Source organism: Balneola vulgaris DSM 17893 (assembly GCF_000375465.1).
In the GTDB taxonomy this organism is placed as follows: Bacteria; Bacteroidota; Rhodothermia; order Balneolales; family Balneolaceae; genus Balneola; species Balneola vulgaris.
In genome coordinates this window covers 253154-278452 of record NZ_AQXH01000002.1, presented here as the reverse complement: position 1 = coordinate 278452, position 25299 = coordinate 253154, and the positions used below count along the sequence as shown (strand labels likewise).

General features: G+C 38.8%; 22 protein-coding genes. 9 read left to right on the top strand and 13 right to left on the bottom strand.

The window, feature by feature from the left end; all coding sequences use genetic code 11:
• The first annotated feature begins 2 nt into the window (after positions 1-2).
• The 6 genes from ribH (at position 3) to B155_RS0108310 (ending at position 5509) form a co-directional block, all read left to right on the top strand.
• A complete protein-coding gene (ribH, locus tag B155_RS0108335; protein ID WP_018127808.1) occupies positions 3-473 on the top strand; it encodes a 6,7-dimethyl-8-ribityllumazine synthase in 471 nt (156 codons plus the stop codon).
• A gap of 71 nt (positions 474-544) precedes the next feature.
• Positions 545-1375 (top strand): isoprenyl transferase, encoded by an 831-nt coding sequence (locus tag B155_RS0108330; protein WP_018127807.1) that lies wholly within the window; start codon positions 545-547, stop codon positions 1373-1375.
• A gap of 24 nt (positions 1376-1399) precedes the next feature.
• Positions 1400-3877: an outer membrane protein assembly factor BamA gene (gene bamA / locus B155_RS0108325; protein ID WP_018127806.1), complete on the top strand. Its 2478-nt coding sequence runs from the start codon at positions 1400-1402 to the stop codon at positions 3875-3877.
• A gap of 10 nt (positions 3878-3887) precedes the next feature.
• Positions 3888-4415: an OmpH/Skp family outer membrane protein gene (locus B155_RS0108320; RefSeq protein ID WP_018127805.1), complete on the top strand. Its 528-nt coding sequence runs from the start codon at positions 3888-3890 to the stop codon at positions 4413-4415.
• Between the two features lie 28 nt (positions 4416-4443).
• Complete coding sequence (locus tag B155_RS0108315) at positions 4444-4962, top strand: OmpH/Skp family outer membrane protein (protein ID WP_157464813.1); 519 nt, start codon at positions 4444-4446, stop codon at positions 4960-4962.
• Between the two features lie 10 nt (positions 4963-4972).
• Complete coding sequence (locus tag B155_RS0108310) at positions 4973-5509, top strand: OmpH/Skp family outer membrane protein (RefSeq protein ID WP_018127803.1); 537 nt, start codon at positions 4973-4975, stop codon at positions 5507-5509.
• Positions 5510-5555: 46 nt separating this feature from the next.
• Here the strand turns inward: B155_RS0108310 and B155_RS0108305 are convergent, their stop codons facing one another.
• Positions 5556-6665: a vWA domain-containing protein gene (locus B155_RS0108305; RefSeq protein WP_018127802.1), complete on the bottom strand. Its 1110-nt coding sequence runs from the start codon at positions 6663-6665 to the stop codon at positions 5556-5558.
• Positions 6666-6744: 79 nt separating this feature from the next.
• Here B155_RS0108305 and B155_RS0108300 point away from each other — a divergent pair, with 79 nt between their 5' ends.
• Positions 6745-7365 carry a ribonuclease HII gene (locus B155_RS0108300; RefSeq protein WP_018127801.1) on the top strand — a complete coding sequence of 207 codons (621 nt, stop codon included), beginning with the start codon at positions 6745-6747 and terminating at the stop codon, positions 7363-7365.
• A 4-nt stretch (positions 7366-7369) separates the two neighbouring features.
• Here the strand turns inward: B155_RS0108300 and rodA are convergent, their stop codons facing one another.
• The 9 genes from rodA to B155_RS0108255 form a co-directional block, all read right to left on the bottom strand.
• Positions 7370-8620, bottom strand: coding sequence for a rod shape-determining protein RodA (gene rodA, locus B155_RS0108295; RefSeq protein ID WP_018127800.1), 1251 nt, complete (start codon positions 8618-8620; stop codon positions 7370-7372).
• Positions 8613-10454 carry a penicillin-binding protein 2 gene (gene mrdA, locus B155_RS0108290; RefSeq protein WP_240386268.1) on the bottom strand — a complete coding sequence of 614 codons (1842 nt, stop codon included), beginning with the start codon at positions 10452-10454 and terminating at the stop codon, positions 8613-8615. Before mrdA ends, rodA begins: the two co-directional genes overlap by 8 nt.
• Entirely contained in the window at positions 10451-10927 is a 477-nt protein-coding gene (locus tag B155_RS0108285) for a hypothetical protein (RefSeq protein WP_018127798.1), read from the bottom strand. Before B155_RS0108285 ends, mrdA begins: the two co-directional genes overlap by 4 nt.
• A 10-nt stretch (positions 10928-10937) precedes the next feature.
• Positions 10938-11783 (bottom strand): rod shape-determining protein MreC, encoded by an 846-nt coding sequence (mreC, locus tag B155_RS0108280; RefSeq protein ID WP_018127797.1) that lies wholly within the window; start codon positions 11781-11783, stop codon positions 10938-10940.
• 11 nt (positions 11784-11794) lie between these two features.
• Positions 11795-12859: a rod shape-determining protein gene (locus B155_RS0108275; RefSeq protein WP_018127796.1), complete on the bottom strand. Its 1065-nt coding sequence runs from the start codon at positions 12857-12859 to the stop codon at positions 11795-11797.
• 92 nt (positions 12860-12951) lie between these two features.
• Complete coding sequence (purH, locus tag B155_RS0108270; protein ID WP_018127795.1) at positions 12952-14526, bottom strand: bifunctional phosphoribosylaminoimidazolecarboxamide formyltransferase/IMP cyclohydrolase; 1575 nt, start codon at positions 14524-14526, stop codon at positions 12952-12954.
• A 1-nt stretch (position 14527) separates the two neighbouring features.
• Complete coding sequence (gene purN, locus B155_RS0108265; protein WP_018127794.1) at positions 14528-15121, bottom strand: phosphoribosylglycinamide formyltransferase; 594 nt, start codon at positions 15119-15121, stop codon at positions 14528-14530.
• Positions 15122-15198: 77 nt separating this feature from the next.
• A complete protein-coding gene (locus B155_RS0108260) occupies positions 15199-16287 on the bottom strand; it encodes an AI-2E family transporter (RefSeq protein WP_018127793.1) in 1089 nt (362 codons plus the stop codon).
• The gene (locus B155_RS0108255; RefSeq protein WP_018127792.1) at positions 16284-16943 is read right to left on the bottom strand and encodes a regulatory protein RecX; all 660 of its coding nucleotides are present in this window, start codon (positions 16941-16943) and stop codon (positions 16284-16286) included. Before B155_RS0108255 ends, B155_RS0108260 begins: the two co-directional genes overlap by 4 nt.
• Before the next feature lie 88 nt (positions 16944-17031).
• Here B155_RS0108255 and B155_RS0108250 point away from each other — a divergent pair, with 88 nt between their 5' ends.
• Positions 17032-18183, top strand: a complete 1152-nt coding sequence (locus B155_RS0108250) for an FIST signal transduction protein (RefSeq protein ID WP_018127791.1) — start codon at positions 17032-17034, stop codon at positions 18181-18183.
• Positions 18180-20087, top strand: coding sequence for a PAS domain-containing hybrid sensor histidine kinase/response regulator (locus B155_RS13610; RefSeq protein WP_018127790.1), 1908 nt, complete (start codon positions 18180-18182; stop codon positions 20085-20087). Before B155_RS0108250 ends, B155_RS13610 begins: the two co-directional genes overlap by 4 nt.
• 22 nt (positions 20088-20109) lie before the next feature.
• Here the strand turns inward: B155_RS13610 and recA are convergent, their stop codons facing one another.
• The 3 genes from recA to B155_RS0108230 all read right to left on the bottom strand — a co-directional run bounded on the left by recA (position 20110) and on the right by B155_RS0108230 (position 25223).
• A complete protein-coding gene (gene recA, locus B155_RS13210) occupies positions 20110-21159 on the bottom strand; it encodes a recombinase RecA (protein ID WP_018127789.1) in 1050 nt (349 codons plus the stop codon).
• Positions 21160-21295: 136 nt separating this feature from the next.
• The gene (locus B155_RS0108235; RefSeq protein ID WP_026167269.1) at positions 21296-22405 is read right to left on the bottom strand and encodes a carboxypeptidase-like regulatory domain-containing protein; all 1110 of its coding nucleotides are present in this window, start codon (positions 22403-22405) and stop codon (positions 21296-21298) included.
• Between the two features lie 91 nt (positions 22406-22496).
• Entirely contained in the window at positions 22497-25223 is a 2727-nt protein-coding gene (locus B155_RS0108230; protein ID WP_018127787.1) for a WD40/YVTN/BNR-like repeat-containing protein, read from the bottom strand.
• Between the last annotated feature and the right edge of the window lie 76 nt (positions 25224-25299).

The window sequence follows — 25299 nt, the reverse complement described above, 5'->3', positions numbered from 1 at the left end:
TTATGGGCGTCAGATATATTGAAACAAATACTCAACCAAAGCATGCCCGCGTGGGTATAGTGGTATCAAGATGGAATTCGAATATTACCGACCGCATGCTTGAAGGAGCACTGAAAGTGTTAAAGGGGAATGGGGTAGAGGATAAGAATATCATTGTTGCACATTGTCCCGGTTCTTTTGAGTTGCCACTAGCCGTTCAGTTTATGTTAGATAGTAAACCACTAGATGGAGTGATTGCGCTAGGTGTGGTTATACGCGGTGGAACTCCACACTTTGAATATGTATGTGAGGCAGTTACCGAAGGAATTTTAAATGTAAACCAAAAAAGCGGCAAGCCTGTAGCTTTTGGCGTACTTACTACCGACGATGTAAAACAAGCTTTAGAGCGTGTAGGAGAGGAAGGCAACAAAGGTGGAGAGGCTGCTTTAGCATTATTAGAAATGATTTCATTGAAGCAGAATCTTAACAATTGAAATCTCGCAATCGCTTGATATAAGGGCTGTAATAACCTATTTTTTAAAGCTTGTAAATCAGCTGAATTTTTTTGAAAAAGTTTACTCTCACAAATACCGTTCAATCCAAAGAAGACCAGGAAAAACAACTGAACCTGAAAAAGGCCGGTGAAATTCCTGAGCATATTGCTATCATTATGGATGGGAATGGACGTTGGGCCAAAAGTAAAGGCAGTATTCGTTTACATGGGCATAAAGTAGGCGTTGATTCCGTGCGCGATATTACCGAATCATGCGCTCAACTAGGGGTTAAATACCTCACTCTCTATGCTTTTTCGACTGAAAACTGGGGACGTCCAAGTGCTGAAGTTAGAGGTTTGATGAGATTATTGGTGTCGTCACTTCGTAAAGAAGCAGAGAATCTGCATAAAAACGACATCAAGATGGTTACGATTGGGCAGATGGAGAAATTCCCAAAAGATTGCCAAAAAGAACTTCAAGAAGCTATAGACCTAACGAAAGACAACACTCGTCTTCAGTTATGTTTAGCTTTGAGTTACTCGGGTAGGTGGGACATCACAGAAGCGGTGAAGAAAATAGCCGAACATGTGAAAGAAGGCCGTTTAGACCCCGCTTTAATTAATGATCAAATGATTGCTGAGCATCTCTCAACTGCAGATGTGCCTGATCCTGATTTGATTATTAGAACTAGTGGCGAATATCGTATAAGTAATTTTCTGCTATGGCAGTTAGCATACTCAGAATTGTATATCACCAAGCAATTCTGGCCAGATTTTAGAAGAGATGAGCTTTATGAAGCCATCGAGTCGTACCAAAGCAGAGATCGACGATTTGGAAAAATAAATAATGGTGAAGACGAAAAAGGGTTATCGACCCGTTTACTCAAAAACAAAAAAAAGTAAACCTTTAAGAATTAAGTGTCAGATTTGTTAAAAAGATTATCACTCGCACTCGTTATTGCAATCAGTTTTGGGACCTTATCAAGTAGTATAAAAGCTCAAGACACTTTCCAACTTACCGATCCAACCCTAAATACTCCTGCCGAGTACACTATCAGTAGTGTAGTAGTTGAAGGCGAAGAAAGCACACGCGAACAATTTATCATCAATGCGAGTGCGCTTACAGTGGGTAGTACTATTACTTATCCAGGAGAAGACATTGCAGATGCATTAAAGCGTTTATTTAGAACAGGCTTATTTGCGGATGTGCAAATCTTAATAGCGAATAGAACCAGTACTGAAATCAGCCTGATTATACGAGTTGAAGAGAAGCCTCGATTAATTGAATACAAAATTGAAGGTGTTAAACGCTCTCAACGTCGTGATCTTGAAGAGATGATTACCCTCTTACCGGGTACAGCGATTACCGAGTCGAATAAAGCTCAAGTTATTAACACCATTCAGCGATTCTACAAAAATAAAGGATATTGGTATACCAAAGTTGAGACAAGAGTAGAGGAAGATCCAGAATTAGAAAACAGAGCTCGTCTGTATTTTGATATCGATCCAGGTGTTCGATTAGAAATCAAAGATATCAAGTTTGAGGGCAATGAGGCTTTTTCTGATCGTAAGCTCACCAAAAAAATGAAACCACTGAAAGAGGATAAGTGGTGGAAGTTCCTTTCTAAAAAAGTGTACAAGGAATCAGATTTTGAAGAAGGTAAGGAAAGCGTACTAGCTTTCTACCGCAAGAATGGGTACACCGATGCACGTATAGTTGACGATTCAGTGTATACCTATGTTTATGTGAAAGACCTTGAAGGTGTTCGGGTAGTGATGGAAGTAGAAGAAGGTCCACAGTACAAAATTCGAAACATCAACTGGGACGGAAATACTGTTTATACTGATGAGCAGTTGACAGAAGCACTTGGATTCGAAAAAGGTGAAGTATTCAACGAAGAGAAATTCGATGAAAACTTCTCTATTAGTGAAACGAGTGTAAACAGCATGTACCAAAATATTGGGTACTTGTTCTTCCGAGGCATTCCAACGGTTGAAAAAGTTGCGGAAGATTCGCTAGACATCAGTTTTGAAATTTATGAAGATGAAATTGCTACCATCGAAGAAGTGTCGTTTACTGGTAACACCAAAACACACGATGATGTAGTTCGCCGTACACTAAGAACAGTTCCAGGAAGCACCTACTCTCGTGAAGCTATTATTAGAACTATTCGTGAATTAGGTACGCTAGGATATTTTGATCCTCAAAATATTACACCAGAATTGAATCCTGATCAGAATTCTAAAACAGTAGATGTGAACTACGTGTTGGATGAATCGGTATCAACCGATAACTTTGAGTTCTCAGGTGGTTACGGTGGTCAGCAGATAGGTGCTATTATTTCTGCGCGTATCAACTTCAATAACTTCTCGATTAAACGAGCTTTTGAGAAGGGCGGTTGGGCTCCAATCCCATCAGGTGATGGACAGCAAGTATCCTTAGGGGTACAAGTTACAGGTGGAGGTTACCAAAGTTATTCCCTTGGTTTTGTGGAACCATGGTTAGGGGGCAAGCCTACTTCATTAGGGGTTAACTTATCTTATAACTTAATTGACAATAAAGATTACGTGACTCAGGTAAGCTATGGTAAAACGAAATTATTCTCTGGAAGTGTTTCATTAGGTAAGCGACTTAAGTGGCCAGATGATTATTTCTCTCAGCGTACTATCCTTGGATACCAACTTTATGACGTAGAAGGTTTTACAGGGGCTTTCCAACCTGGTATCTCGAATGTAATCACCGTTCAAGAAGTGATTGAACGTAATTCTATTGTGAATCCTATTTCACCGATTATGGGTTCTAAGTTCACTTTATCAGGTGAAATTGCTCTTCCTTTAAAAGGATTCTCTGAATTCTATAAGATTAAAGCCGATTACCAATCGCATTTCCCACTTACAGAAAAGCTGGTATTTACTACTGAGGCAAATTTCGGTTACATTGGGTACTTCACTCAAGACAAGAGAAATAACTATCAGCGTTTCTTGATTGGTGGTACTCAATTACAGCAACGTCAGAGTTTCTTATATGATAATATCGATATGCGTGGCTATCCAGGCGGTTCTAATGAAAGTATTGGACCTATCGTAAATGGTAGAAAAGTGGGGGGTAGAATTTATAATAAGTTCTCTGCAGAACTTCGTTACCCAGCTGTTCAAAATGAACAACTTCAGTTGATTCCATATACATTCGTAGATGCTGGTAATGCTTACTTGGATTTCAGTGAATACGATCCGTTTAACGTGAAGAGATCGGCGGGTGTGGGTGTACGCTTGTTCTTGCCTATATTAGGTTTGGTTGATCTTAGTTATGGGTACCGCTTTGATGGTGTTCAAACTACAAGTGGGCAGGGTAACCTTCAGCCAGGCAAGTGGGAGTTCTTATTTAACATTGGTGCACCTTTCTAAAAAGATGCTAATGCAATTCAGATTCATATATCCCGTTATTCTAGCAGTCTTGCTTTCTACATCGGTTGTAGGGCAAGATCAAAAAATAGGTTTCTATGAATCTGACTTTGTACTTTCTAAGATCCCTGAGTATGCTGGTATTGAACAAAGACTACAAGTTTTAAGCGATAGCTGGCAACAACAAATTCAGGTTATTGAGGAAGAAATTCAGGCACTAGAAAAAGACTTTGAAGCCAAAGAAATCCTGTATACAGAAGAATTAAAAGCTGAAAAAAGGAAGGAAATCAGCTTAAAGAAACAAGAAAAAGAAAATTATATAGCTCAAAAATTTGGCCCTAATGGTGAATACTTCTCAAAACAAAGAGAACTATTAGAGCCTATACAACGCCAAGTATCCGCGGCGGTTCGCACAGTTGCACAGCGCCAAGGCTTTGATTTTGTATTCGATCGTTCGGGCGACATCTACATGATATATGCCCGAGGAGAATGGAATTTGAACGAAGCCATATTATTGGAACTTGGTATCGAAATTGAATAATGATCACTCTACAAATACACAAACAACCATGAAAAAATTATTATTACTAACCTTATTTATCCTTGTGGGCGCCATTCAGGTGAATGCTCAAGTAAAGGTTGGATACACGAATCCTGAAGTTATTCTCTCGAGAATGCCAGAAATCCAAGAAATCGATCAACAAATCGGCCAAATGTTGACTGAAAAGGATTCGCTATTAGCCATTAAAGCAGCTGATCTTCAAAAAATGATTGAAGATTACGAAGCAGCTAAAAACAGTATGTCGGCAGAAGCTCGTCAAGCTCGTGAGCAACAGCTAATTGAAAAAAACGCTGAGTTCGAACAAGAACGTGAAAATAGTCTAAATGAAGTTCAGCAAAAGCAATTAGCACTTATCAACCCAGTGAAGGCTCGTGTATTTGAGGCTATTCAAGCTGTGGCGGATGAGCTAGGACTTGATATGGTATTAAATGAAGGCTCTGTAAACGGCGGTGCTATCATTTTTTATGCTGACGATGCTCAGAAGAATATTACGGAGTTGGTACTAGAAAAATTAAAACAATCATAAAAGAAGAATCATGCTTAAGAAGATCTCGCTAGGAATAGCATTTATATTTATCTCTCTCATTTCAGTTAATACCTACGCACAGGATACAAAAATTGGGTTTATCAACCCTCAAGCTGTGCTTAACAGAATGCCTGAAATGAAAGCCATTCAGCAAAGACTTAAGAATTTTGCCGATCGTAAAACTCAAGAATTAGCTCAACAAGAAGCAGCACTTCAAACTGCTTTAACTAACTATGAGCAGAAAAGAGGAGTTATTTCTGATGAAGCAAAACAAGCGGAAGAACAAAAGCTTCAGCAAATGAACATGGAATTAGCTCAAGCTGAAAGAACGGCTCAAAATGAAGTTCAAGCTAAAAGAAACGAACTTCTAGGACCACTTCTTTCTCAAATCGGCGATGCAATTAATGCAGTAGCTGAGCGCAAAGGCTTATCGTATGTATTGAATACGACCACAAACACTGGTGATATGATTATTCTTTATGCTTCTCAGTCGTATGCTGCAGAATACAACATCACTGATGCTGTAATGCAAGAATTAGGAATCTAATTTCTTCCATATCTATTTTTAAAAAAGCCGGTTTATCCGGCTTTTTTTATTTCACATTCTTTCGTCTATTCTGAATGTAATCTTCAAAGATATACCCACCTAATTCGTCGAGCGATGCATAATAGGCCTTACCTTTATTAGCTTCAGTAAGTTCTCGCACAAACCCCTGTAAGTAAGGGTCACTCGTAATCATAAATGTAGTGATAGTGATTTTCTCTCTTCTACATTTCACAGCTTCGTCTAGCACTTTATTTACAATCTTCCGATCTAAGCCGAAACTGTTTTTATAAAGCTTCCCATTTTCAAACATAGCAGATGGTTTCCCATCAGTAATCATAAAGATTTGCTTGTTCGCGAACTTCTTTCGCTGAAGGATGTGGCGAGCTCTCTCAAGCCCTTGAAGGGTGTTGGTATGGTAAGGGCCTACTTTTAAGTAGGGAAGGTCTTCTACGCTAATTTCCCATGCTTCATTGCCAAATACTATTATATCTAGCGAGTCTTTTGCGAAATTGGTCATAATCAGTTCCGACAATGCCATAGCTACTTTTTTGGCAGGGGTGATTCGGTCTTCGCCATATAATATCATAGAATGGCTGATATCGATTAAAAGAACAGTACTCACCGATGTATGATGATCTGTATCGTACACCGATAAATCATTTTCTTGAAGTTCAAAACACTCAATAGAACTGTGATTGAGCATATTCAACATGGTGCCTACACTATCAATTTGTCCGATATCATCCCCAGGAATCCATGCACGAGTTTCAGGTTGTCGTTCTAAGCCTTTGCCTGAATAAGGTGTTTTATGATCACCCACACCACCTTTTTGAAGATTTTTAAAGATTTCATTGAGCGATTTTTGGCGCAAACTACGTTCTGTTTTGCGAGTAATAACAACTTGATCGCTATCATCTTTTTCTATGTATCCACGATCTTTTAAATCGTCTAGAAAGTCACCTAAGGAATACTCTTCATCAAATTGGTCGGTAATGCTGTACTCTTTATCTAGTTCTGTTAGCCATCGTAAGGCTTGGCCTACATCTCCACTTGCAACGGTGAGTAATTCTTGAAATAAATTCCAAAGTGTATCGAACGCACCTTGGGTATTATTGCGACCAAATTTTTCGTTCCATTCAAAATATCTGAAATTCATACCTTACCTTTTCTTTTGAAAAGAATCTGAAGCCAATTCAGTTCCAATAATGTGCACTTATTTTTAGAAAATACAATTAATGGTAGAAAGTAGACTTAAAATTGAAAAACAACTGTGGAAAGAAGGCTTTCAGCGAATAATGGGATTGGATGAAGTTGGGAGAGGATGCTTAGCAGGACCCGTTGTTGCAGCAGGCGTTATTTTGAAGGCAGGCACAAAGATTGAAGGCATTCGAGATAGTAAACAGATATCTGAATTTGAGCGCTTTGAGATTGAAAAAGAGATCAAAGCCAAGGCATTGTTTTATACGGTTCAAGAAGGTTCATTAGCAGAAATTGATGAGTTAAACATTTTATGGGCTTCAATTAACACCATGCAAAAATGTGTTGAGATAGCCGGTGCAAACCCCGATTACCTTTTGGTGGATGGGAATCGATATACTACATCCTTAGTGCCTTTTACTTGTGTAGTGAAAGGGGATGATAAGTCGATGAGTATTGGAGCTGCTTCAATTCTAGCTAAAAACTATAGAGATCGATTGATGAGAAAGTTAGCTACGGAATATCCTGAGTATAAATGGGATGAAAATGTAGGCTACCCTACTCCAGCACATAAACAAGCATTGCAAACTTTTGGGTTTACCGAATACCATCGAAAAAGCTTTAAACTGGGTACTACTTTAGCTTATAAGAAAAAGTAAACGACTAGCGATAAATACTAAATTCACGTTTATAGAAGTCCATATTTAAACATATGGCTAGCATAAGTGAATTCGTTAAAAAAGCTGAACCTCCATAACTCACGAAGGGTAGGGGAATACCAATCACAGGAAGTAATGCCGTTGCACTCCCAAGGTTGATAATAAAGTGAATGAAGAAGACGGAAGCGACACTCACAGTTACTAACTGAGCAAATGGGTGCTTATGTGTACTCGCTGCTTTTAGTAAGCGCATGAATAGAAATAAGAAAGTAACGATGAGTAGGCCAAGACCCATGAAGCCAAACTCTTCACCAACTACGCAACTTACAAAGTCAGTCCATTGCTCGGGTAAGAATTTCAACTGAGTTTGAGTTCCTTCCATAAAGCCTTTACCCCAGATTCCCCCAGAGCCTATAGCCGTTTTAGCTTGAATTACATTCCACCCCGCTCCGGTTGGGTCGTACTGAGGATTGGTGAATGCCATCACTCGAGCAATCTGGTGGGGTTGAAGAATCTTGGTTAAGGCCACGTTCACACCAACCACGGTTACTATACCGGTGACAACAGAAGCTAAGGTTAGCCAAATTCTTTTCTGAACCATAAAGATGACAAATGAGATAATGGCTACAGCAATGGCCCCATATACCCAATCAAAAACGGTTAAGTAAAGAATGATAGCAGGCGACACGATGAAGATAGAAACTCCATAGGGTAAGCCCGACCAGAATAGCATAACGGGGATTAAAGAAAGAAATACGATGGCTGTACCAAAGTCATTTTGCAGGATCACAAAAGCCGTTGGGATTAGGATCATCATCACGGCTGTTAAAGCATATCGAATGTTTTCAGCGCTGATATCTCGTCTACTAGTTAGGTATTGAGCCGTAGCTAGAATAGTAGCTATCTTCATAAGCTCACTACTTTGGATATTGACAGGTCCAAAACGAATCCAGCTCTTTGCTCCATTAATTTCTGCACCGAATAAAAAGGTGGCTATCATAAGGAGTAATCCGATGCCATAGAACACATAGGATAATTGCATATAGGAACGCGGAGAAATCAGCTGAAAGCCAAATACTAAAGCGATTGAAAGGCCAACAAATACCGCTTGTTTACTAAAGTTTCTTAGAATGAAACTCGGTAAGAATTCAGCAACAGGGCCTCTAGTAGCACTATAAATAGCCACTAATCCTATCATAGCTAATACGAGCCAAGCTAAAACAATAGACCAGTTAAAATCTCTAAAGTTATTCATCGTCGTCTGGATCTGAGATTCTTGGCTTTACATTAAGTACGTATTCGTACAAGTATTTTCTAGATACTTCACCCGTTAAGTATTTTTCTATAATCAAAGAAGCAATAGGGGCCGACGACTGAGAGGCAAAGCCATAATTCTCAGCAAGTACCGTAACAACAATTTGTGGGTCATCATAAGGGGCGAAGGAAGTAAACCATGCATGATCTTCTCCATGTGGGTTCTGAGCAGTACCGGTTTTACCCGCAGTTGGGATTTCTTTGAAGTTGGCTCTATAGCTACCACTCCCTTCCATTACAACGCGTCGCATACCTCTTTTCACCGTTTCTAAATACTCCTCTTTTACCCAATCAATTTTTTCGGTAGTGATGGTTGGAGTATAAGTTGTGCCATCTGCTTCTTGAATAACTTGTACAAGATGGGGGTTAATTTTATACCCACCATTGGCTATGGTACTTGTCATTTGTGCAATTTGAATCGGAGAAGCAGACACTAATCCTTGGCCAATTCCAAACATAAGGATATCGCCAAGGCCCCATTTATTCTTACCGAAATGGCGGTCTAAATAGGTGCTATCTGGGATAATTCCTCTATTGGCACTCGGTAAATCGATATTGTTTGGAACTCCAAGTCCAAAGTCTTTAACTAGATTACTCCAGGTATTTAATTGCCCAGAAGTGGCAATCTTGTCCATTACATGCAAAAAGTAGGTATTACTTGAATAAGCGATGGCTTTTTCAAGATCATAATTACCCGGTTCAGCAAGATCTTTAATGGGTCTACCTCTCATATAAAAACCACTGTTATAAATCTCGGTATCTACATTAACGATTCCAAGATGAAGCCCAATAATACCCATCAATGGTTTAAAGGTTGATCCTGGGGGCTGTCTACTTGAAATAGCGCGATTATACAATGGGCGAGTGGAGTCCATATTTATATAAGCCCAATATTCATTGTCGATGCGGCCTGCAAGTTTACGAACGTCGTACTCTGGGGAGCTTACTAATGCTAAAATAGCCCCGTTTTTTGGGTTCATGGCTACAATTGCACCTTGCTTGCCTTCCATTAATTCTTCAGCAAAGGATTGTAAATCTGCATCCAAAGTGGTGTAGATGTTATCCCCTTGAACAGGTGAAGTAGTATTCTTTTGTTCATTGAAGTAGCCCAATGATTGTCCTAAGGCATTCACCTTCACATATTGAATACCTAAATCACCACGTAAGCTGTCTTCATAGATTAATTCGAGCCCACTTTTTCCGATTTTATCGCCCAGTCTAATCGACTTGTTGTTGTTGTTATAATCGTCTTCATCCGCTTCACGTAAATAACCGAATACGTGCGACCCCTTTAAACCTTCAGCAGGATAATTTCTTTTACTGTCAATTTTATGACCAATACCCGGTAACTGCCAAGTGTTTTCTTGAATCAATGAAAATGTATTAAAGCTTACATCGGTAATTAAATTAGAGGTTCTAAACCGCGAATAAGACTTAGCTTTATTGACAAGAGCAGTTATTAAAGAATCTGGCTCACCTAATAATTCGGATAGTAATGGAATGTTTTCATCCTCAAAATCTTGAGGAGTGATGGTGATAGAGTAGATGGGTTGATTATCTACAAGGAGTTGACCATTTCTGTCATAGATTAATCCACGTGCAGGTTCTACATATTCTTGACGCAGTGAATTTCTTTCACCGAGTTCGTCATAAACTTCGAATTGAATTATTTGTAAGTAGAATACTCTCCCCAATACAATCATGCACATTAAGAACATGATGACTTGTAGGGCTATAATAGATGTTCGTGCTCTATTTGGAGTATGAATACTCAATTGTTATCACCTTTTAGAATGAATAATACCGTACCAATGATGGAGGTGTATAAACTATTTCCAAGCAATAAAATTATAGGAGAATACCCAAGTGTATAAACATCTAAGAATGATGAAAAACCTAGGTATATGAGGTTATGAACAATACTTATGATAAATACTGCGGCAAAAACTTGCCACGATAAGAGCTTCACACTAGAATTACGCGACACAAAGCGATGTGCAATGAACACCGTAAGTACTTTGGTGAACATATTTATCCCCCAAGTATCGAAGAAAGCGTCTTGCAAAAATGCTAATGATGCCGCAAAGATAAGAGTAGCCGTTCGATCGTATTTAAGCATTAGCCATATTAGAAATATGAGTAAGGCATCAACAGTAGCTCCAAACAAATCCAAATACTGAAACAGCAATAACTGAGACAGTATAAAAAGTATTCCAACGCCAATATGTTTAATGAGATCTCTATTCATTGCGGTCTATCTATTGATCAAATATTTCATTGAATTGAGATTCCAAATTAACGACAGCTGTGTCGGGTTGGAAATTGATTAGAAAACCGTGTGAGGCTTCAACCAATGAGGCAAAAGGCTTTAAAAAGATGCGCTGTGTTTCTTTACCTTCTTCAAATTCTATATCTACTACCGAGCCAATTGGGATGCCTTTTGGGAATTCATTGCTAAAACCAGAAGTAACAACAGTGGCACCTTGGTTAACAGGAATTGTTTTTGGAATGAAATCTAAGACAAGCTGAGCATCTGAACGCCCACTCCATGATACGATGCCTGGTGCTTGATTTTCCTGAATGATAGCACTTACTCTGAATAAGGTATTACTGTATGGAAGTATTTGGGCATATTTTTGATTGGTTAAAATAACTTTGCCTAAAAGTCCATCTGAGGTAACAAGTGGCATGCCTGTTTTAACACTATCACGCTTCCCAGCATTAATCGTCAAACTCGTGTTGATGCTGTTTAGCTCCTTACCAATAATAAGAGTAGGGATAAGCTCGTAGTTGGTTGAATCACGAAAGGCTAATAAATTTCTAAGCACCATATTCTCTTGTTCAATAGAGCGTAATTTACTGAGCTCATCTTGAAGTAAGATATTTTGGCGTTGCAGGTAAGTGTTTGTTTGCAACGCCTGGCGGTAAGTTCGAATATTTGCTAGAGGTGATTGTAGAACGCTTATGGTAGTAATAGAAACTTGACGTAAACTATTTATACCGCCTTGGTTTCTGCTAATAGCTATAGTAATTGATAGCAGAAGTAGAAAGGCAGTTATTATGTAGTCTTTGGCTTCTCCAACTTTAAGGATCTTAAATCGCATTCACTTTTCTGTTATGAAATCACCGGGCGATAATATTCTAAGTTCTCTAAGATTGCCCCCGTTCCGCGAACTACAGCAGTTAATGGATCTTCCGCAATATGAACAGGAAGATCTGTAGTCTCCATAATCAATTTATCCAAGTTCTTTAGAAGCGCGCCACCACCGGTTAACATAATACCACGGTCTAGAATATCAGCTGATAATTCTGGTGGGGTTTGCTCAAGTGATTTTGTAATAGATTCAACAATGGTGTTCACAGATTCAGCGATAGCTTCGCGAGCATCTTTACTAGTAATATGGCGTGTTCTTGGAACACCATTTACTAAATCACGACCTTTAGTGATCATCTCAAGTTCTTCATCAAGTGGTGCGGCAGATCCAATCTCACACTTAATTTTTTCTGCGGTTCGCTCACCTATCAGTAAGTTGTGATTGCGACGGAAGTAATTGATGATGTCTTCATTTAACTCATCTCCACCTAAACGTACAGATTGAGCATATACAATACCTGAAAGTGCGATTACTGCAATTTCAGTGGTTCCACCACCAATATCTACAATCATACTTCCAACAGGCTCATGTACATCAAGTCCAATCCCAATAGCCGCTGCCATCGGTTCATCTACAAGATATACTTCTTTAGCACCTGCGTGTTCAGCACTGTCGCGTACCGCACGTCTTTCTACTTCGGTTATACCACTTGGTACGCAAATAACCATTTGGCGAGTAGATGAATACCACTTCATCTTTACCTTTTTGATCATGCCACGAATCATATGTTCGGCAACTTCAAAATCAGCAATTACACCATCACGCAACGGACGTACTGTTCGTATGTTCCTATGCGTTTTCTCGTGCATCAAACGAGCTTCATGCCCCGTGGTAACTGGTACGTTATTTTGGTTTAATGCTACGATGGAAGGCTCATCCAATACAATGCCTTGACCACGTGCGTAAATTAAAGTATTCGCTGTACCAAGATCGATTGCGATATCAGTATATAAAAAATCGAGTAGCCCTTTCTTTTGCTTGTTCTTAGAAGACGCCGGCGATGGGATTCCGTAATTGTCAGACATTGCCAAAATTGTAGATGTTAAATGATGCTAAAGGTATTTCGGGAAAATACGAGATTGATACTGTATATGCGAAATATAATTTATAATGCAAATTAGTGTTTAAAATGCCGCTTACCAGTGAATATCATCGTCATATTATATTCATTGGCTTTGGCTATTACTTCTTCGTCACGAATACTGCCTCCTGGCTGAATAACGGCTGTTGCGCCTGCTTTTGCAGCGGCTTCAATTCCGTCAGAAAATGGGAAGAAAGCATCCGATGCAATTGCCGAGCCCGTTAAATCTAATCCTTCTTTAGCTGCTTTATCCACAGCTATTTCAGAAGAGTCAACACGACTTGTCTGTCCCGATCCTATCCCTAATGTGCGTCCTGCTTTTGCATAAACGATAGCATTCGACTTAACATGGCGAACTACTTTCCATGAAAAAAGGAGATCAGCCATTTCTTCTTCGGTTGGTTTGCGATCTGTTACAACCTCGAAATCATCCTCGTTAATAGGAGCTAAATCAGCATCTTGAGCAAGAGCACCACCAAAAATAGAACGGTACGACTTTGCTTGTACTTCAGTAAGTTGTTTTTTGATCCTGATTAAACGTCGATTTTTCTTCTGGCTAAGTAATTCTAGGGCATCATCTGCAAAAGCAGGAGCGATGATGATTTCTGTAAAGATTTCATCAATGGCTTGAGCCGTTGCTAAATCCAGCTCTTTGTTCACTACCACAATACCACCAAATGGTGAAACCGTATCGGTACTAAAAGCTTTTTTATAGGCATCAACCAACTGCTCATCTACACCCACTCCACAAGGGATTGTGTGTTTAATGATGGCACATGCAGGTTTATCACTTTCAAAAGAAGAAATGATGCTTAATGCTGAATCAACATCTATGAAGTTATTGTAGCTCAATTGTTTACCGTGAAAGCAATCAATGATTGAATCTTGCTCTCCATAAACCGCTGCTTTTTGATGTGGGTTTTCACCATATCGTAGTTCTTGAGATAGCGGTAGGGCTACATTGAGTTGATGAGCAGGCTCTTCTTCAACCAATTCGTTAAAGTAATTCGCAATGGCAGAATTATAATCAGCGGTATGGTTGAAGGCATCTTTAGCTAAAGATTTTCTAGTTTCAAAAGTAATGCCTTCACCAGAATTCAATTCATTAATAAAGTTCGGGTACTGAGATGGGTTGCTGAGAATCCCAACATGAGCAAAATTCTTTGCTGCTGCTCTAATCATAGTTGGGCCACCAATATCAATAAATTCGGTAGCTGTGGCAGCATCAACATTACCTTCACTAATTTTATTTTTGAATGGGTAAAGGTTTACAACAACTAGTTCGATTGGTTGAATACCTAGACGTTCAATTTCTATATTGTCGTTTTCATAACTCGTGCGAGCTAGAATTCCACCATGCACAAAAGGATGAAGTGTTTTAACTCGTCCATCTAAACACTCTTCAAACCCCGTTATTTCAGAAACATCTTTAACTGGAATTCCTGCATCTGCAATGGCTTTGGCAGTACCACCTGTAGAAAGGAGTTCTACATCATTGGCATGTAAAGCTTCTGCTAATGGAATGATATCTGTTTTATCAGATACTGAAAGCAGTGCTCTTTTGATAATTAATGGTGTTGTTGGGAGTGAGGATAAGGGTTTTAAAGCCACCTTAATGTTGATTTAGAGTTTCTAAATGAGATTGAATTACACGAGGATACAATTTGTGTTCTTCCGTAAGCACACGTTTTGCAAGGTCTTCAGGAGTATCTGTATCTAATACCTGAACTTTTGATTGCCCTAAAATAGGGCCTTTGTCATATTCTTCTGTTACTACATGAACGGTGCAACCTGTTTCAACTTCTTGTTGCTCAATAACCGCTGTATGTACATTCATTCCATAAAATCCTTTGCCTCCAAATTTGGGCAATAGAGCAGGATGGATGTTTAATATTCTATTATCAAACGCTTGTATAATGGAAGCTGGAATTTTTCTCAAATAGCCAGCCAAAACAATTAAATCTGTATTCCAATCTGTAAGTTGCTGAAGGAGCTTTTCAGAGTATTCGCTATTGTCTTCAAAATCAGAGGGGTTTAAAACCAGAACAGGAATGTTGTTATTTTTAGCTCGTTCAATAGCATAGGCCTCATTTTTATTAGTCACCAAACCTACAATACGTGCGGACAGCTGACCCGATGTAATGGCGTCTATAATAGATTGGAAGTTTGAGCCTGAACCTGAGGCAAAAACAACGAGGTTATTCAATGTGCTGTTATTTTAGCGTTGCCTAATAGCGTTTTACAAAGATAGCAATCTTTAGCTCTAATTCAGAGATAAGATTGCTAACCAGAGGAGCTTTTTATGACTTCAGTATCTCGCCGGAATACTTGATAGTTATTGAAACTCCATGATATCTGTAAAATGGTAATTCGGATAATTGTAGCCAATGGTATAGCTACCAACATCCCTAGAATTCCCGCTGTTTCAGCCCCAACTAATATGATGAATAAGATAGCCACCGGGTGCATATCTGCCGATCTCGAGAACAGCAATGGTTGAAATAGGATATTGTCTAGCATCTGCACAATAAAGATTGCGAGCAAGCAAGCAAGCACTAGCGAGAAATCTCCCGTTTCAATGATTGATATAATCACCGAAAGTATGTAGCCAAGAACCGGCCCAAAATAAGGGATCGTGTTTGCGAGACCTACAGCAATACCTACCGATAATGAGTTTTCAAGTCCAGCAATAGACAATGTGCTCCAAGAACTAAAAGCCACTAAAATACTTTGAAGTAATACACTTCTAAAATATAATCCCAGTCGTTTCTCAATTTTATCGATGAGGGTAAGCGAGGTTTCGAAATACTTATTGGGAACCAAACGGAGTAAATCACGACGGATTTTGGATCCATCTTTTAAGAAGAAAAAAGCTGCAAAAGGAACAACCAGAATAGCCGAGAAGATGTCGGTGAATACCCCCACAACATTACTGAATACAGATGAAAACTGGTCGAAGTTAAATAAGCTATTCAATACCTGAGAGATATTATTACTTAGAAATCCCTCGGGAATAAATTGATAATCTTCACTCAACTTAGTTTCCACGCTATTGGCAATCATCTCAATATTTTGAATATCAAGTTGTCCAGCCAGTTCTACCATTTGTTCTGCTACAATTGGGACAACAGAAGTAGAGGCATACACAAACACTAAAATTACGGCTATGAGAGTAAGCGATATGGCAAGCGTGCGATGGATTTTGTTGCGTTGTAACCAGTTTACAACAGGATCTAAAATGTAACTTAGAATCATAGCCAGCACTAAGTACAACACCAATGTACCATAACGGTATAATACGAGCCCAAGAAAACCGACGGCGGTTATCCCAATCCCAAATTTTACCACACGTTCTAAGGTGATGTTTTTCATTTTTCTATTAATTCTAAGAGGTAATCCATCTGCTTTAATATAGTATTTGGAGAGAACCCTTTCCGTACTAAAAAGTCAAAAATTTTCTTCTTCCTTTTAAAGGCCTCTGTACGAAGTAAAGCCGGTTTCTTTTTAAGAATTAAGGCATGAATCGTTTCAATTTGATCCACTTCACTAAACACTTCATCCAGTGCTTGTTCAATGATGTTTGCTGAAAGCTTCTTTTTCTGTAACTCTATTCGAATTTTAGTGGGGCCCCATTTATTGAACTCGTACTTGTCATGGACATATTTAACCGCAAAACTATGATTGTTGATATATCCTTTTTGCTCAAGTTCATAAATTAATTCATCTAGAATCTGAGCCGAGTAGTCTTTCTTTAATCCTTTTTGTTTGAGCTCAAAACTTGCATGATCTCTTCTTGATAATAGACCAATGAGATACTCTCTAACTTTCCATCTTTCTTCTTCATTTTCTATTCGCTGATAGAGCACTTCGTCTATTACGGTTCCCTTACGTAAATCTAATCTTACTAAAGTAGCATCAGAAACTCCCACTATGAATTCTGTTTCAGAAAAAATAGAGTACCTAACTGATGATTTTTTCTGCACTTCGATGCGTGATACAGTGCTTGGTAATTTCGGAGCTTTAGGCAAGTTGGTGATACCGATAAGGGTTTGTATTAACCTATTCTAATTCACCTAAAATATGAAAAGCTCTATGTTATTTTAAAAATGTAAAAATATGAAAAGCGAACAGCTAATATATTCAAATTCTGATGGCTGGGTAAGCCGAAAAAGAGAGTTAGGGTTTTCAGAATCATCAGCAACTTTAGTGTTTATGTTTGGCACTGTTGAGTTACTGGGTGATGAAAGTCATTACAATTTTGTAAGGTCGAAGTATCCTAATGCTAAGATTGTAACTGCTTCAACATCGGGGGAAATTTCAGATCAAGTTCATGACGAGCAAAATATATTAGTAACAGCCATTCAATTAGAGAAAACACCAATTGAGGTGCAGTCGTTAAACCACAGTGAAGTTCAGGACAGCTATGAACTGGGAGCTAAACTTGCAAAGAAACTAAGTGATCATGACTTGAATCATATCTTGGTAGTATCGGATGGGCAGGTAGTAAATGGGTCAGAATTAGTTAAAGGAATTCGAAGTGAGACGAGTAATTCAGTAAGTATTACGGGTGGTATGGCCAGTGATAACGCTCAGTTTATTAAAACGCTTGTGAGTGTAGATGAAATACCGTCGGAAGGAAATGTAGTGCTGATTGGTTTTTATGGTGAAAACATAAAAATCACATACGGTGCCAAAGGGGGATGGGATGAATTTGGTCCTCACCGTATAGTCACAAAATCAATTGGCAATGTACTTTATGAGATTGATGGCAAAAATGCCTTAGAAATTTATAAGCGCTATCTAGGCGATAAAGCTGAAGAATTACCTGGTTCAGCTTTATTGTTCCCACTCAATATGAAATTAGATGGCGTGGATGAGCCGCTTGTTAGAACAGTTTTAAATGTTGATGATGAAGAAGGTACTATGACCTTCGCAGGAAATATGATTGAAGGTTCTACCGTTCGATTTATGCGTGCAAACTTTGACCGTATCATTGAAGGAGCAATGGATGCCGCTGTACAAAATGTTGAGCGCTTTAATTTAGCTAAGAATCCTGATTTAGTATTAATGGTGAGCTGTGTAGGACGGAAACTTGTACTCAATCAACGTATCGAAGAAGAAGTTGAAAGCGTAGTAGATGTATTTGGGCAAGAGAGCACTTATGCAGGGTTCTTCTCAAATGGAGAAATATCCCCACACTCGAATAATCTTACTTGTGAGCTGCACAATCAAACAATGACTATTACGACCTTTACCGAGTTAGAATGAGTTACACCGACGAATATGGAATTACTAACAAGCTTTTACTCCGCCAGCTAAAAAAGGCGTACGGTGAGGATAAGGCATTACCCGATGAGTTAGTGATTCTACTGCATAAGGTTCAGTCTTCCTATGAGCACTATGATAGTGATAGAGCATTACTAGAACGTGCTATGGATTTAAGTTCCGAGGAGATTTTAGAGTCGAATGTGAAGCTTAAAGTTGAAAATGAGAAACAAGTAAAGGTACTGAATACCCTAAAAGAGTCGCTAGAGACCTTAGGGATTAGAGAATTTGAAGCGTTGAACACTGAAAATATTTCAGCTGTAGCGGATTATGTGAAGCTACAAATAGAGTACCGGAAGAAGGTTACACAGGCTTTAAGTGAAAGTGAAAAAAGGTATAAGCTATTCGTAGAAAATGCCACGGATATTATCTATAGGGTAGATAAAGATGGGTACTTCACCTATGTAAATCCTGTTGCCTATAGATTATCAGGTTATACTGAACAGGGCCTCTTGGCTATGAAGTTTATAAACTTAGTGAGAGATGATTATAGAGATACTGTATATAATTTCTATACCACTAGAATTAAGAAAAAAGAGTCTACTAATTATTTAGAGTTTCCACTTAAAACCATAAATGGGAAAGAGCTCTGGATTGGTCAAAATGTTCAAATTTTATACAGAGATGGTAAATATCATGGCATACAAGCAGTTGCCCGTGATATAACGAAGTTTAAAAAAGTACAGAGAGACCTATTAGAGGCTAAGAAGCAGGCGGAAGAATCCTCCAAAGCAAAAGAAGAATTTCTTGCCAATATGAGCCATGAAATTCGAACACCGATGAACGCCATCATAGGCTTAACAAAACTCTTAAATCAAACACCACTTAATCCAGAGCAAAAGAAATATGTAGAAGCTACTATTAACTCTGCTGATTATCTGATTTCTATTATCAATGACATTCTAGATTTCTCTAAAATAGAAGCCAGAAAACTTGATATTGAACAAGTGGGGTTCGATATGGTAAAGCTGGTTGATGATGTATTTTCGACCATGCATTTCAGAGCTGAAGAGAAAGGTATTTTATTACAGAAAGAACTGAGCAAAGACCTTAAGAGTTATTTTATTGGTGATCCAACTCGAATAAAACAAATACTAATCAACTTATTGAGTAACGCTATAAAGTTTACTGATCGAGGATCTGTGAAACTGGAGGTGCATGCGTTAAATACCAAAAAAAACGGTAAAGTTGTTCAGTTTAAAGTTGTAGATACAGGTATTGGTATTAGTAACGAAAAGCTCACTAAGATTTTTGAAAGTTTCAGCCAAGCAGACACAAGTACAACACGTAAATTTGGTGGAACGGGCTTAGGGCTTACCATTACACAATTATTAGTTGAACTGTTAGGTGGTAAGATTCTAGTGCAAAGTGCAGTAGGAGAGGGTTCAGAGTTTTCTGTGAATATTCCATTGAGTTATGCGGATAAAGAAGACCTTGCTGAACAACCCGTTTATAATGTAAACACCTTTGATATCTCGACTATTAATTTACTTCTCGTTGAAGATCATAAAATCAACCGATTGTTGATTAAGTCGTTACTCGATCAATGGCGTGTAAAACACGATTGGGCTCAAAATGGTGAAGAAGCTCTTGAAAAGCTGACCAATGATAAGTTCGATATTATATTGATGGATGTGCAAATGCCTGTAATGGATGGCATCGAAGCGACGATGGCAATTCGGAATCAATTGAAAATGGATATTCCTATAATTGCGCTAACAGCCAATGCTGTGAAGGGAGATACTGATCGTTGCAAAGAGGCTGGGATGAATGACTATTTAACAAAGCCATTCGACCCATCCACTCTTTACAATAAAATTATCAATCAGTTGCTAGTGAACGAATAGTAGGGTTCACTACCATTACTTATTAAGCTGTTTCGGCTTCTTTTTCTTTACTCGCATCGGCGGTAATCTCATCAGGCTCTTCACCTTTTAGTCGAGCACGAACGGTACTTTCGATCTTTTCAGTAAGTGCTGCATCTTCTTCCAAGAACTGCATAGCAGAATCAGCACCTTGTCCAATAGGTTCACCATCATATCGGAACCAGCTTCCTCTTTTCTGAATGATGTCGAACTCAACTGCGAGATCAAGTATCTCTGCAATTTTAGAAATCCCTTTACCATACATAATATTGAATTCCACAACCTTAAAAGGTGGAGCTACTTTGTTTTTAGCTACTTTTACTTTCGTACGGTTACCAAGAACCTCATCGCCTTTCTTGATGGCGCCAATTCTTCGGATGTCTAATCGTACCGATGAGTAGAATTTAAGTGCACGTCCACCGGTAGTTGTTTCCGGGTTACCAAACATCACTCCAATCTTCTCACGTACCTGGTTAATGAAAATACAAGCAGTGTGAGATTTGTTTACGATACCAGTGATTTTTCTAAGTGCTTGCGACATTAAGCGTGCTTGAAGACCCATATGTGAGTCACCCATCTCGCCTTCAAGTTCAGCACGAGGTACTAGTGCAGCCACTGAATCCACAACAATAACGTCTAGTGCTCCAGAGCGAATAAGGGTTTCGGTAATTTCGAGGGCTTGTTCACCACTATCAGGTTGAGATACGAGTAGTTCATCAACTTTAATACCTAATGCTTTAGCGTAGCGAGGGTCAAAGGCATGCTCTGCATCAATAAATGCGGCATATCCACCATTCTTTTGAGCTTCGGCTATTACTTGTAAGGCCAATGTTGTTTTACCACTGGCTTCAGGTCCATAGATTTCGGTAATACGACCACGTGGCACGCCTTGAACACCAAGGGCATAATCTACCATTATTGATCCTGTAGAGATCACCTCAACATCTTGAGCTGCATCATCACCTAACTTCATGATGGTGCCTTTACCGTGTTGCTTTTCAATTTGCCCAACGGCAATGTCGAGTGCTTTTAGTTTATCTTTTGATTCAGCCATGATTCTATGCTTAAGTTTTTTCGTTTCCCCTAAATATATGCACAAGGGGTGTCACATCGTGTCATCGTAATTCCGATGAGAAAATATGTGTAATGTATGTAAGACCCAAATAAAATATATTCCTTACAAAAAAAGTTTAGTCATCCTTTTTAAGCATAGAATAATCAAGAGGAAGCATATCAGAAACACTTTCAAACGACCAATACCCATCAAATAAAAGATCGGTTGGGTTATATACATATGCGTTTTTATCCATACGAACAGAATCTGCAAGTAGAGTCACAGAAGATACTTGATAGTCTACTAAGGTTCTTGGGTTAGAGTCAAATACAGAAGCGATAGACCTTAAATAGCTAGGGTCTTCAAATTCACCCATGAATTGCACATTTATGAAGTTATCGAAGCGAAATAGATATTCCTCTTGTTTTACTTTTTGGAAATATGTTTCAGTAGCTATAGTATCTCGGGTGATATAACGTGCTTTATCTTCACGCTTTTCCCACTTCACAACAAAACCTTCATCAACACTTCTATTAGCAATTAATGATTGCGAAAAATGTAGGAATGAACCTTTATAAGCGAGTTCTCTATTAGCTTCCCACCTTCTTTGTGTTCGTTTACGCCTAGACTTTAAGGGAATGAATTGGGTTTGTCCTGAAAATGTATTGGTCCTATTTGTGAAGTCTATTTGAAAATTCTCTAAGTAGAAGTAGATCTCGTATCCTAAAGCCTTGTTTTCAATGATGAGTTTATCGTATGCAAAAGCAATTAACTTATTTTGCTTTACATCATATTCAAAGTTTAGATCTTCTTTATTCTTAATCTTTGTTTCATCTGAAAATGGCCCTTGGCCTATAAAAACTTTTCTAAATTGCTCGAAGTTAATTTTCCATTCTTCTGGATCGGGTGATACCGTAATTTGATCAAGTTCATAGACTTTTTCTTTAAGCTCAACTCGATATTCAGTTTCAATAGAATTTGTGTTCACTTTGAAGGAGGCATACTCGAAGCCGAGCACACGTACAACCACTTCAACAATTCCGATCGGCACATCCTTTAGTATGAAGTTTCCTAGGCTATCAGATAGGGTACCCAATGTGGTTCCATTGATAAATACTTGAGCACCGGGAATAGGCTCTTGTGTTTCTTGTTGGATTACTACGCCTCGAATTACATCCGCTTGTTGTGCAAACAAAGAAATGGAACAAAAGAGTAGAAGAAATAAAGTAGCTATGAATGATTTCAAATGAGAAAAGTCTAGTTGGCTTAAATTAAAAAAGGATCAGATATAATCTGACCCTTTTAAAGAATGTTTAATTAGAAGTGTGGTACTCTAATTATTGGTCATACCAAAGGTCTTCTAATACTGTAGCATCTTTCATCATGGTAACGCCATTTAAGATAAGCTCTACTTTGAAGTCACCTGGATTGATTTCTGATGTGATGTACTTAGAACGCTCGATATAAGCTTCAGCTTGAGCATCCGTATAGCCCCAGTTTTTCATTCGCTCAGCTTGGCGCTTAACACCTTCCATTTCCTGATCCGTACGTGCACGAACAATTTGGTCCATATTCCAGATAGTTTGGTTTAGACCTTTTTCAGCATCTACAGTCAAGGTTTGAATTTTTCTCTTCCCTTTGTAGATGTTGATTGTTGCTTTACCAGCTTGCGAAGCGTAGAAGTTAATATGAGTTCCTGGAGCTTCACTTTCGCCATTGTAGTTGGTGTATGAAGCGTTATTTACAGGGTAATTTCCCCATTTAACTTTGTCTTCTATATCAAACAAATAAGCTTTGCTGCTTAGTACTTCTTGATTTAATTCTTGAAGTGGGCTGATGTCCGCGATAAAGATACCTCTACCATGTGTCCCTACAACTAAGTCGTTTTCACGCGAATGAATTACTAAATCGTATGCTGGATTTGTTGGGAAACCATTGTTCATTTCCGTCCAGTTTTTGCCACCATCAATAGTTGCAAACACAGATTGGTCGGTTCCTACAAAAAGCAGATCTGGATTCTTATGATCTTCCTTAATCACATTGATATTTTCGTTCGGTAAGTTGGCTGCTATAGAAGTCCATGTTTTACCAAAGTCGGTAGTTTTGTACACAAATGGACGGAAATCATCACGACGAAGACCTGTGTAGCTTACATAAGCAGTACCTGCGAAATGAGCAGAAGCTTCAATGCGGCTTACCCAGTATCCAGGGTTGCCTTTGATGTTATCGTTTAGTTTTGTCCAAGTTTTGCCACCATCTAGTGTAAGTTGAACGTTGCCATCATCGGTACCAACCCAAAGTTCATCAGGATTAATTGGCGATTCTTCTAAAGTAGTTATAGTACCATATTGGATGTTACCAGTACCAGCCGCTTTAACAGCGTCATCATTGGTTAAATCAGGACTAATTTCTTTCCAATTTTCTCCTCTGAAATCTGAACGAAGAACTTTATTACCTGCATGGTAGATTACATCAGCATTATGCTCCGACACTACAATAGGTGAGCTCCAGTTCCAACGCATTTTATTCGCATTTTCATAGCGAATGCTTGTTGCTTCACCGGTTTTTAGATCCACACGTTGAATTGGTCCAAACTGATACTCGTTGTATAGGTATCTGTTATTTGTTTTATCAACGATGTTATACATACCATCACCGCCACCAGTACGTCTCCAATCTTGAATGCGAACAGGTACTCCGTTAGGATTAGAGCTTGGTCCCATTACAGAACCATTATCTTGCAAGCCACCATACACATTGTATGGGTAAGCCATATCTACATCAATAGAATAGAATTGAGCTAATGGGATTTCATCTGGATGGTACCACTTTTTACCCCCATCGTAGGTAATACCCATACCATGATCATAACCAAGAATCATGTGTTTTGAATCGCTAGGGTCAATCCACATAGCGTGATTATCACCACCAAAACGGAATGGACGTCTCCAGTTCTTTCCACCATCCACAGTTTCCCACATACGAACGCCAAGTACGTAAACATGGTCAGAGTCATTAGGGTCAACGATTAATTGCTGGTAGTAATAACCAGGTCCACCACCAACATCTTCTCCATCTGGGCTCACTTTTCTCCAGCTATCACCGGTGTCATCAGAACGATATACTTCTACCCCTTTAACACGTTGGCCTCTTTTTAATGGAATACCAACTGTGAGCATTTCGAGGCGTTCCTCATAGCTAATGCCATCTACGTTTACATTTTCAACATTAGCGTAAATGATGTTTGGATCTTTTTGAGAGAAAGCAACACCGATACGGCCTAAGAAACCACCCGGTAAGCCATTTTCTAACTTAGTCCATGTTTTACCTGCATCGGTACTTTTATAGATCGCACTTCCTGGTCCACCTTCGTTGAACGTCCATGGCTTTCTAATTTTATCATAAGTAGCAGCAATAAGAATATTTGGGTTAGTTGGATGCATAGCAACATCAACTACACCAATTTTTTTGCCTTCAGCCTCTACATCAAGAACTTTTTTCCAGCTCTTCCCACCGTTTGTAGTTTTATACAAACCACGCTCAGGGTTATCCGAGTATAAATGTCCTAACGCTGCTACATAAACAACGTCTGAATTATTAGGATCGATGAGAATTCGGCCAATGTGATGAGATTCAGGTAATCCCATATTCTTCCAAGTTTGGCCACCATCGGTTGACTTGTAAACTCCGTCACCGAAATAAGAACTTCTTGAGTTGTTAGCTTCTCCAGTTCCAACCCAAACAATACTGGTATCACGCTGGTCAACAGTAACGTCACCAATAGATACTACACTTTCGTTATCGAAAATTGGAAAGAAAGAAATACCGTTGTTTACAGTTTTCCATAATCCACCGGAAGCCGTTGCGGTATAAAATACTTTAGGGCTTTTTTCAACTACGGCTAAATCAACATAACGTCCACCTTGCCTAGTTGGTCCAATTGACCTAAAGTGCAGTTCATCAATTACATTGCTTGGAATTTGTTGTGCTAGTGTTGTATCAACTCCAGCAAGTAATCCCACGATCATTATTAATAAGATCGATTTTGTATCAGTAAATCTCATAAGTAGTTAGTATAGTTTTCAAGATTGTTGAATGTACAGCAATCCCATTCAATCCCAAAGTACTACTACTTATATA

What these genes read in the sequence shown, in the direction of transcription:
- B155_RS0108310 (WP_018127803.1), top strand. Translation starts at nt 4,973, where the DNA reads ATGCTTAAGAAGATCTCGCTAGGAATAGCATTTATATTTATCTCTCTC.
- ribH (WP_018127808.1), top strand. Translation starts at nt 3, where the DNA reads ATGGGCGTCAGATATATTGAAACAAATACTCAACCAAAGCATGCCCGC.
- mreC (WP_018127797.1), bottom strand. Translation starts at nt 11,783, where the DNA reads ATGCGATTTAAGATCCTTAAAGTTGGAGAAGCCAAAGACTACATAATA.
- B155_RS0108250 (WP_018127791.1), top strand. Translation starts at nt 17,032, where the DNA reads ATGAAAAGCGAACAGCTAATATATTCAAATTCTGATGGCTGGGTAAGC.
- B155_RS0108320 (WP_018127805.1), top strand. Translation starts at nt 3,888, where the DNA reads ATGCAATTCAGATTCATATATCCCGTTATTCTAGCAGTCTTGCTTTCT.
- B155_RS0108305 (WP_018127802.1), bottom strand. Translation starts at nt 6,665, where the DNA reads ATGAATTTCAGATATTTTGAATGGAACGAAAAATTTGGTCGCAATAAT.
- B155_RS0108230 (WP_018127787.1), bottom strand. Translation starts at nt 25,223, where the DNA reads ATGAGATTTACTGATACAAAATCGATCTTATTAATAATGATCGTGGGA.
- recA (WP_018127789.1), bottom strand. Translation starts at nt 21,159, where the DNA reads ATGGCTGAATCAAAAGATAAACTAAAAGCACTCGACATTGCCGTTGGG.
- B155_RS0108315 (WP_157464813.1), top strand. Translation starts at nt 4,444, where the DNA reads ATGAAAAAATTATTATTACTAACCTTATTTATCCTTGTGGGCGCCATT.
- B155_RS0108285 (WP_018127798.1), bottom strand. Translation starts at nt 10,927, where the DNA reads ATGAATAGAGATCTCATTAAACATATTGGCGTTGGAATACTTTTTATA.
- B155_RS0108275 (WP_018127796.1), bottom strand. Translation starts at nt 12,859, where the DNA reads ATGTCTGACAATTACGGAATCCCATCGCCGGCGTCTTCTAAGAACAAG.
- B155_RS13610 (WP_018127790.1), top strand. Translation starts at nt 18,180, where the DNA reads ATGAGTTACACCGACGAATATGGAATTACTAACAAGCTTTTACTCCGC.
- B155_RS0108260 (WP_018127793.1), bottom strand. Translation starts at nt 16,287, where the DNA reads ATGAAAAACATCACCTTAGAACGTGTGGTAAAATTTGGGATTGGGATA.
- rodA (WP_018127800.1), bottom strand. Translation starts at nt 8,620, where the DNA reads ATGAATAACTTTAGAGATTTTAACTGGTCTATTGTTTTAGCTTGGCTC.
- B155_RS0108300 (WP_018127801.1), top strand. Translation starts at nt 6,745, where the DNA reads ATGGTAGAAAGTAGACTTAAAATTGAAAAACAACTGTGGAAAGAAGGC.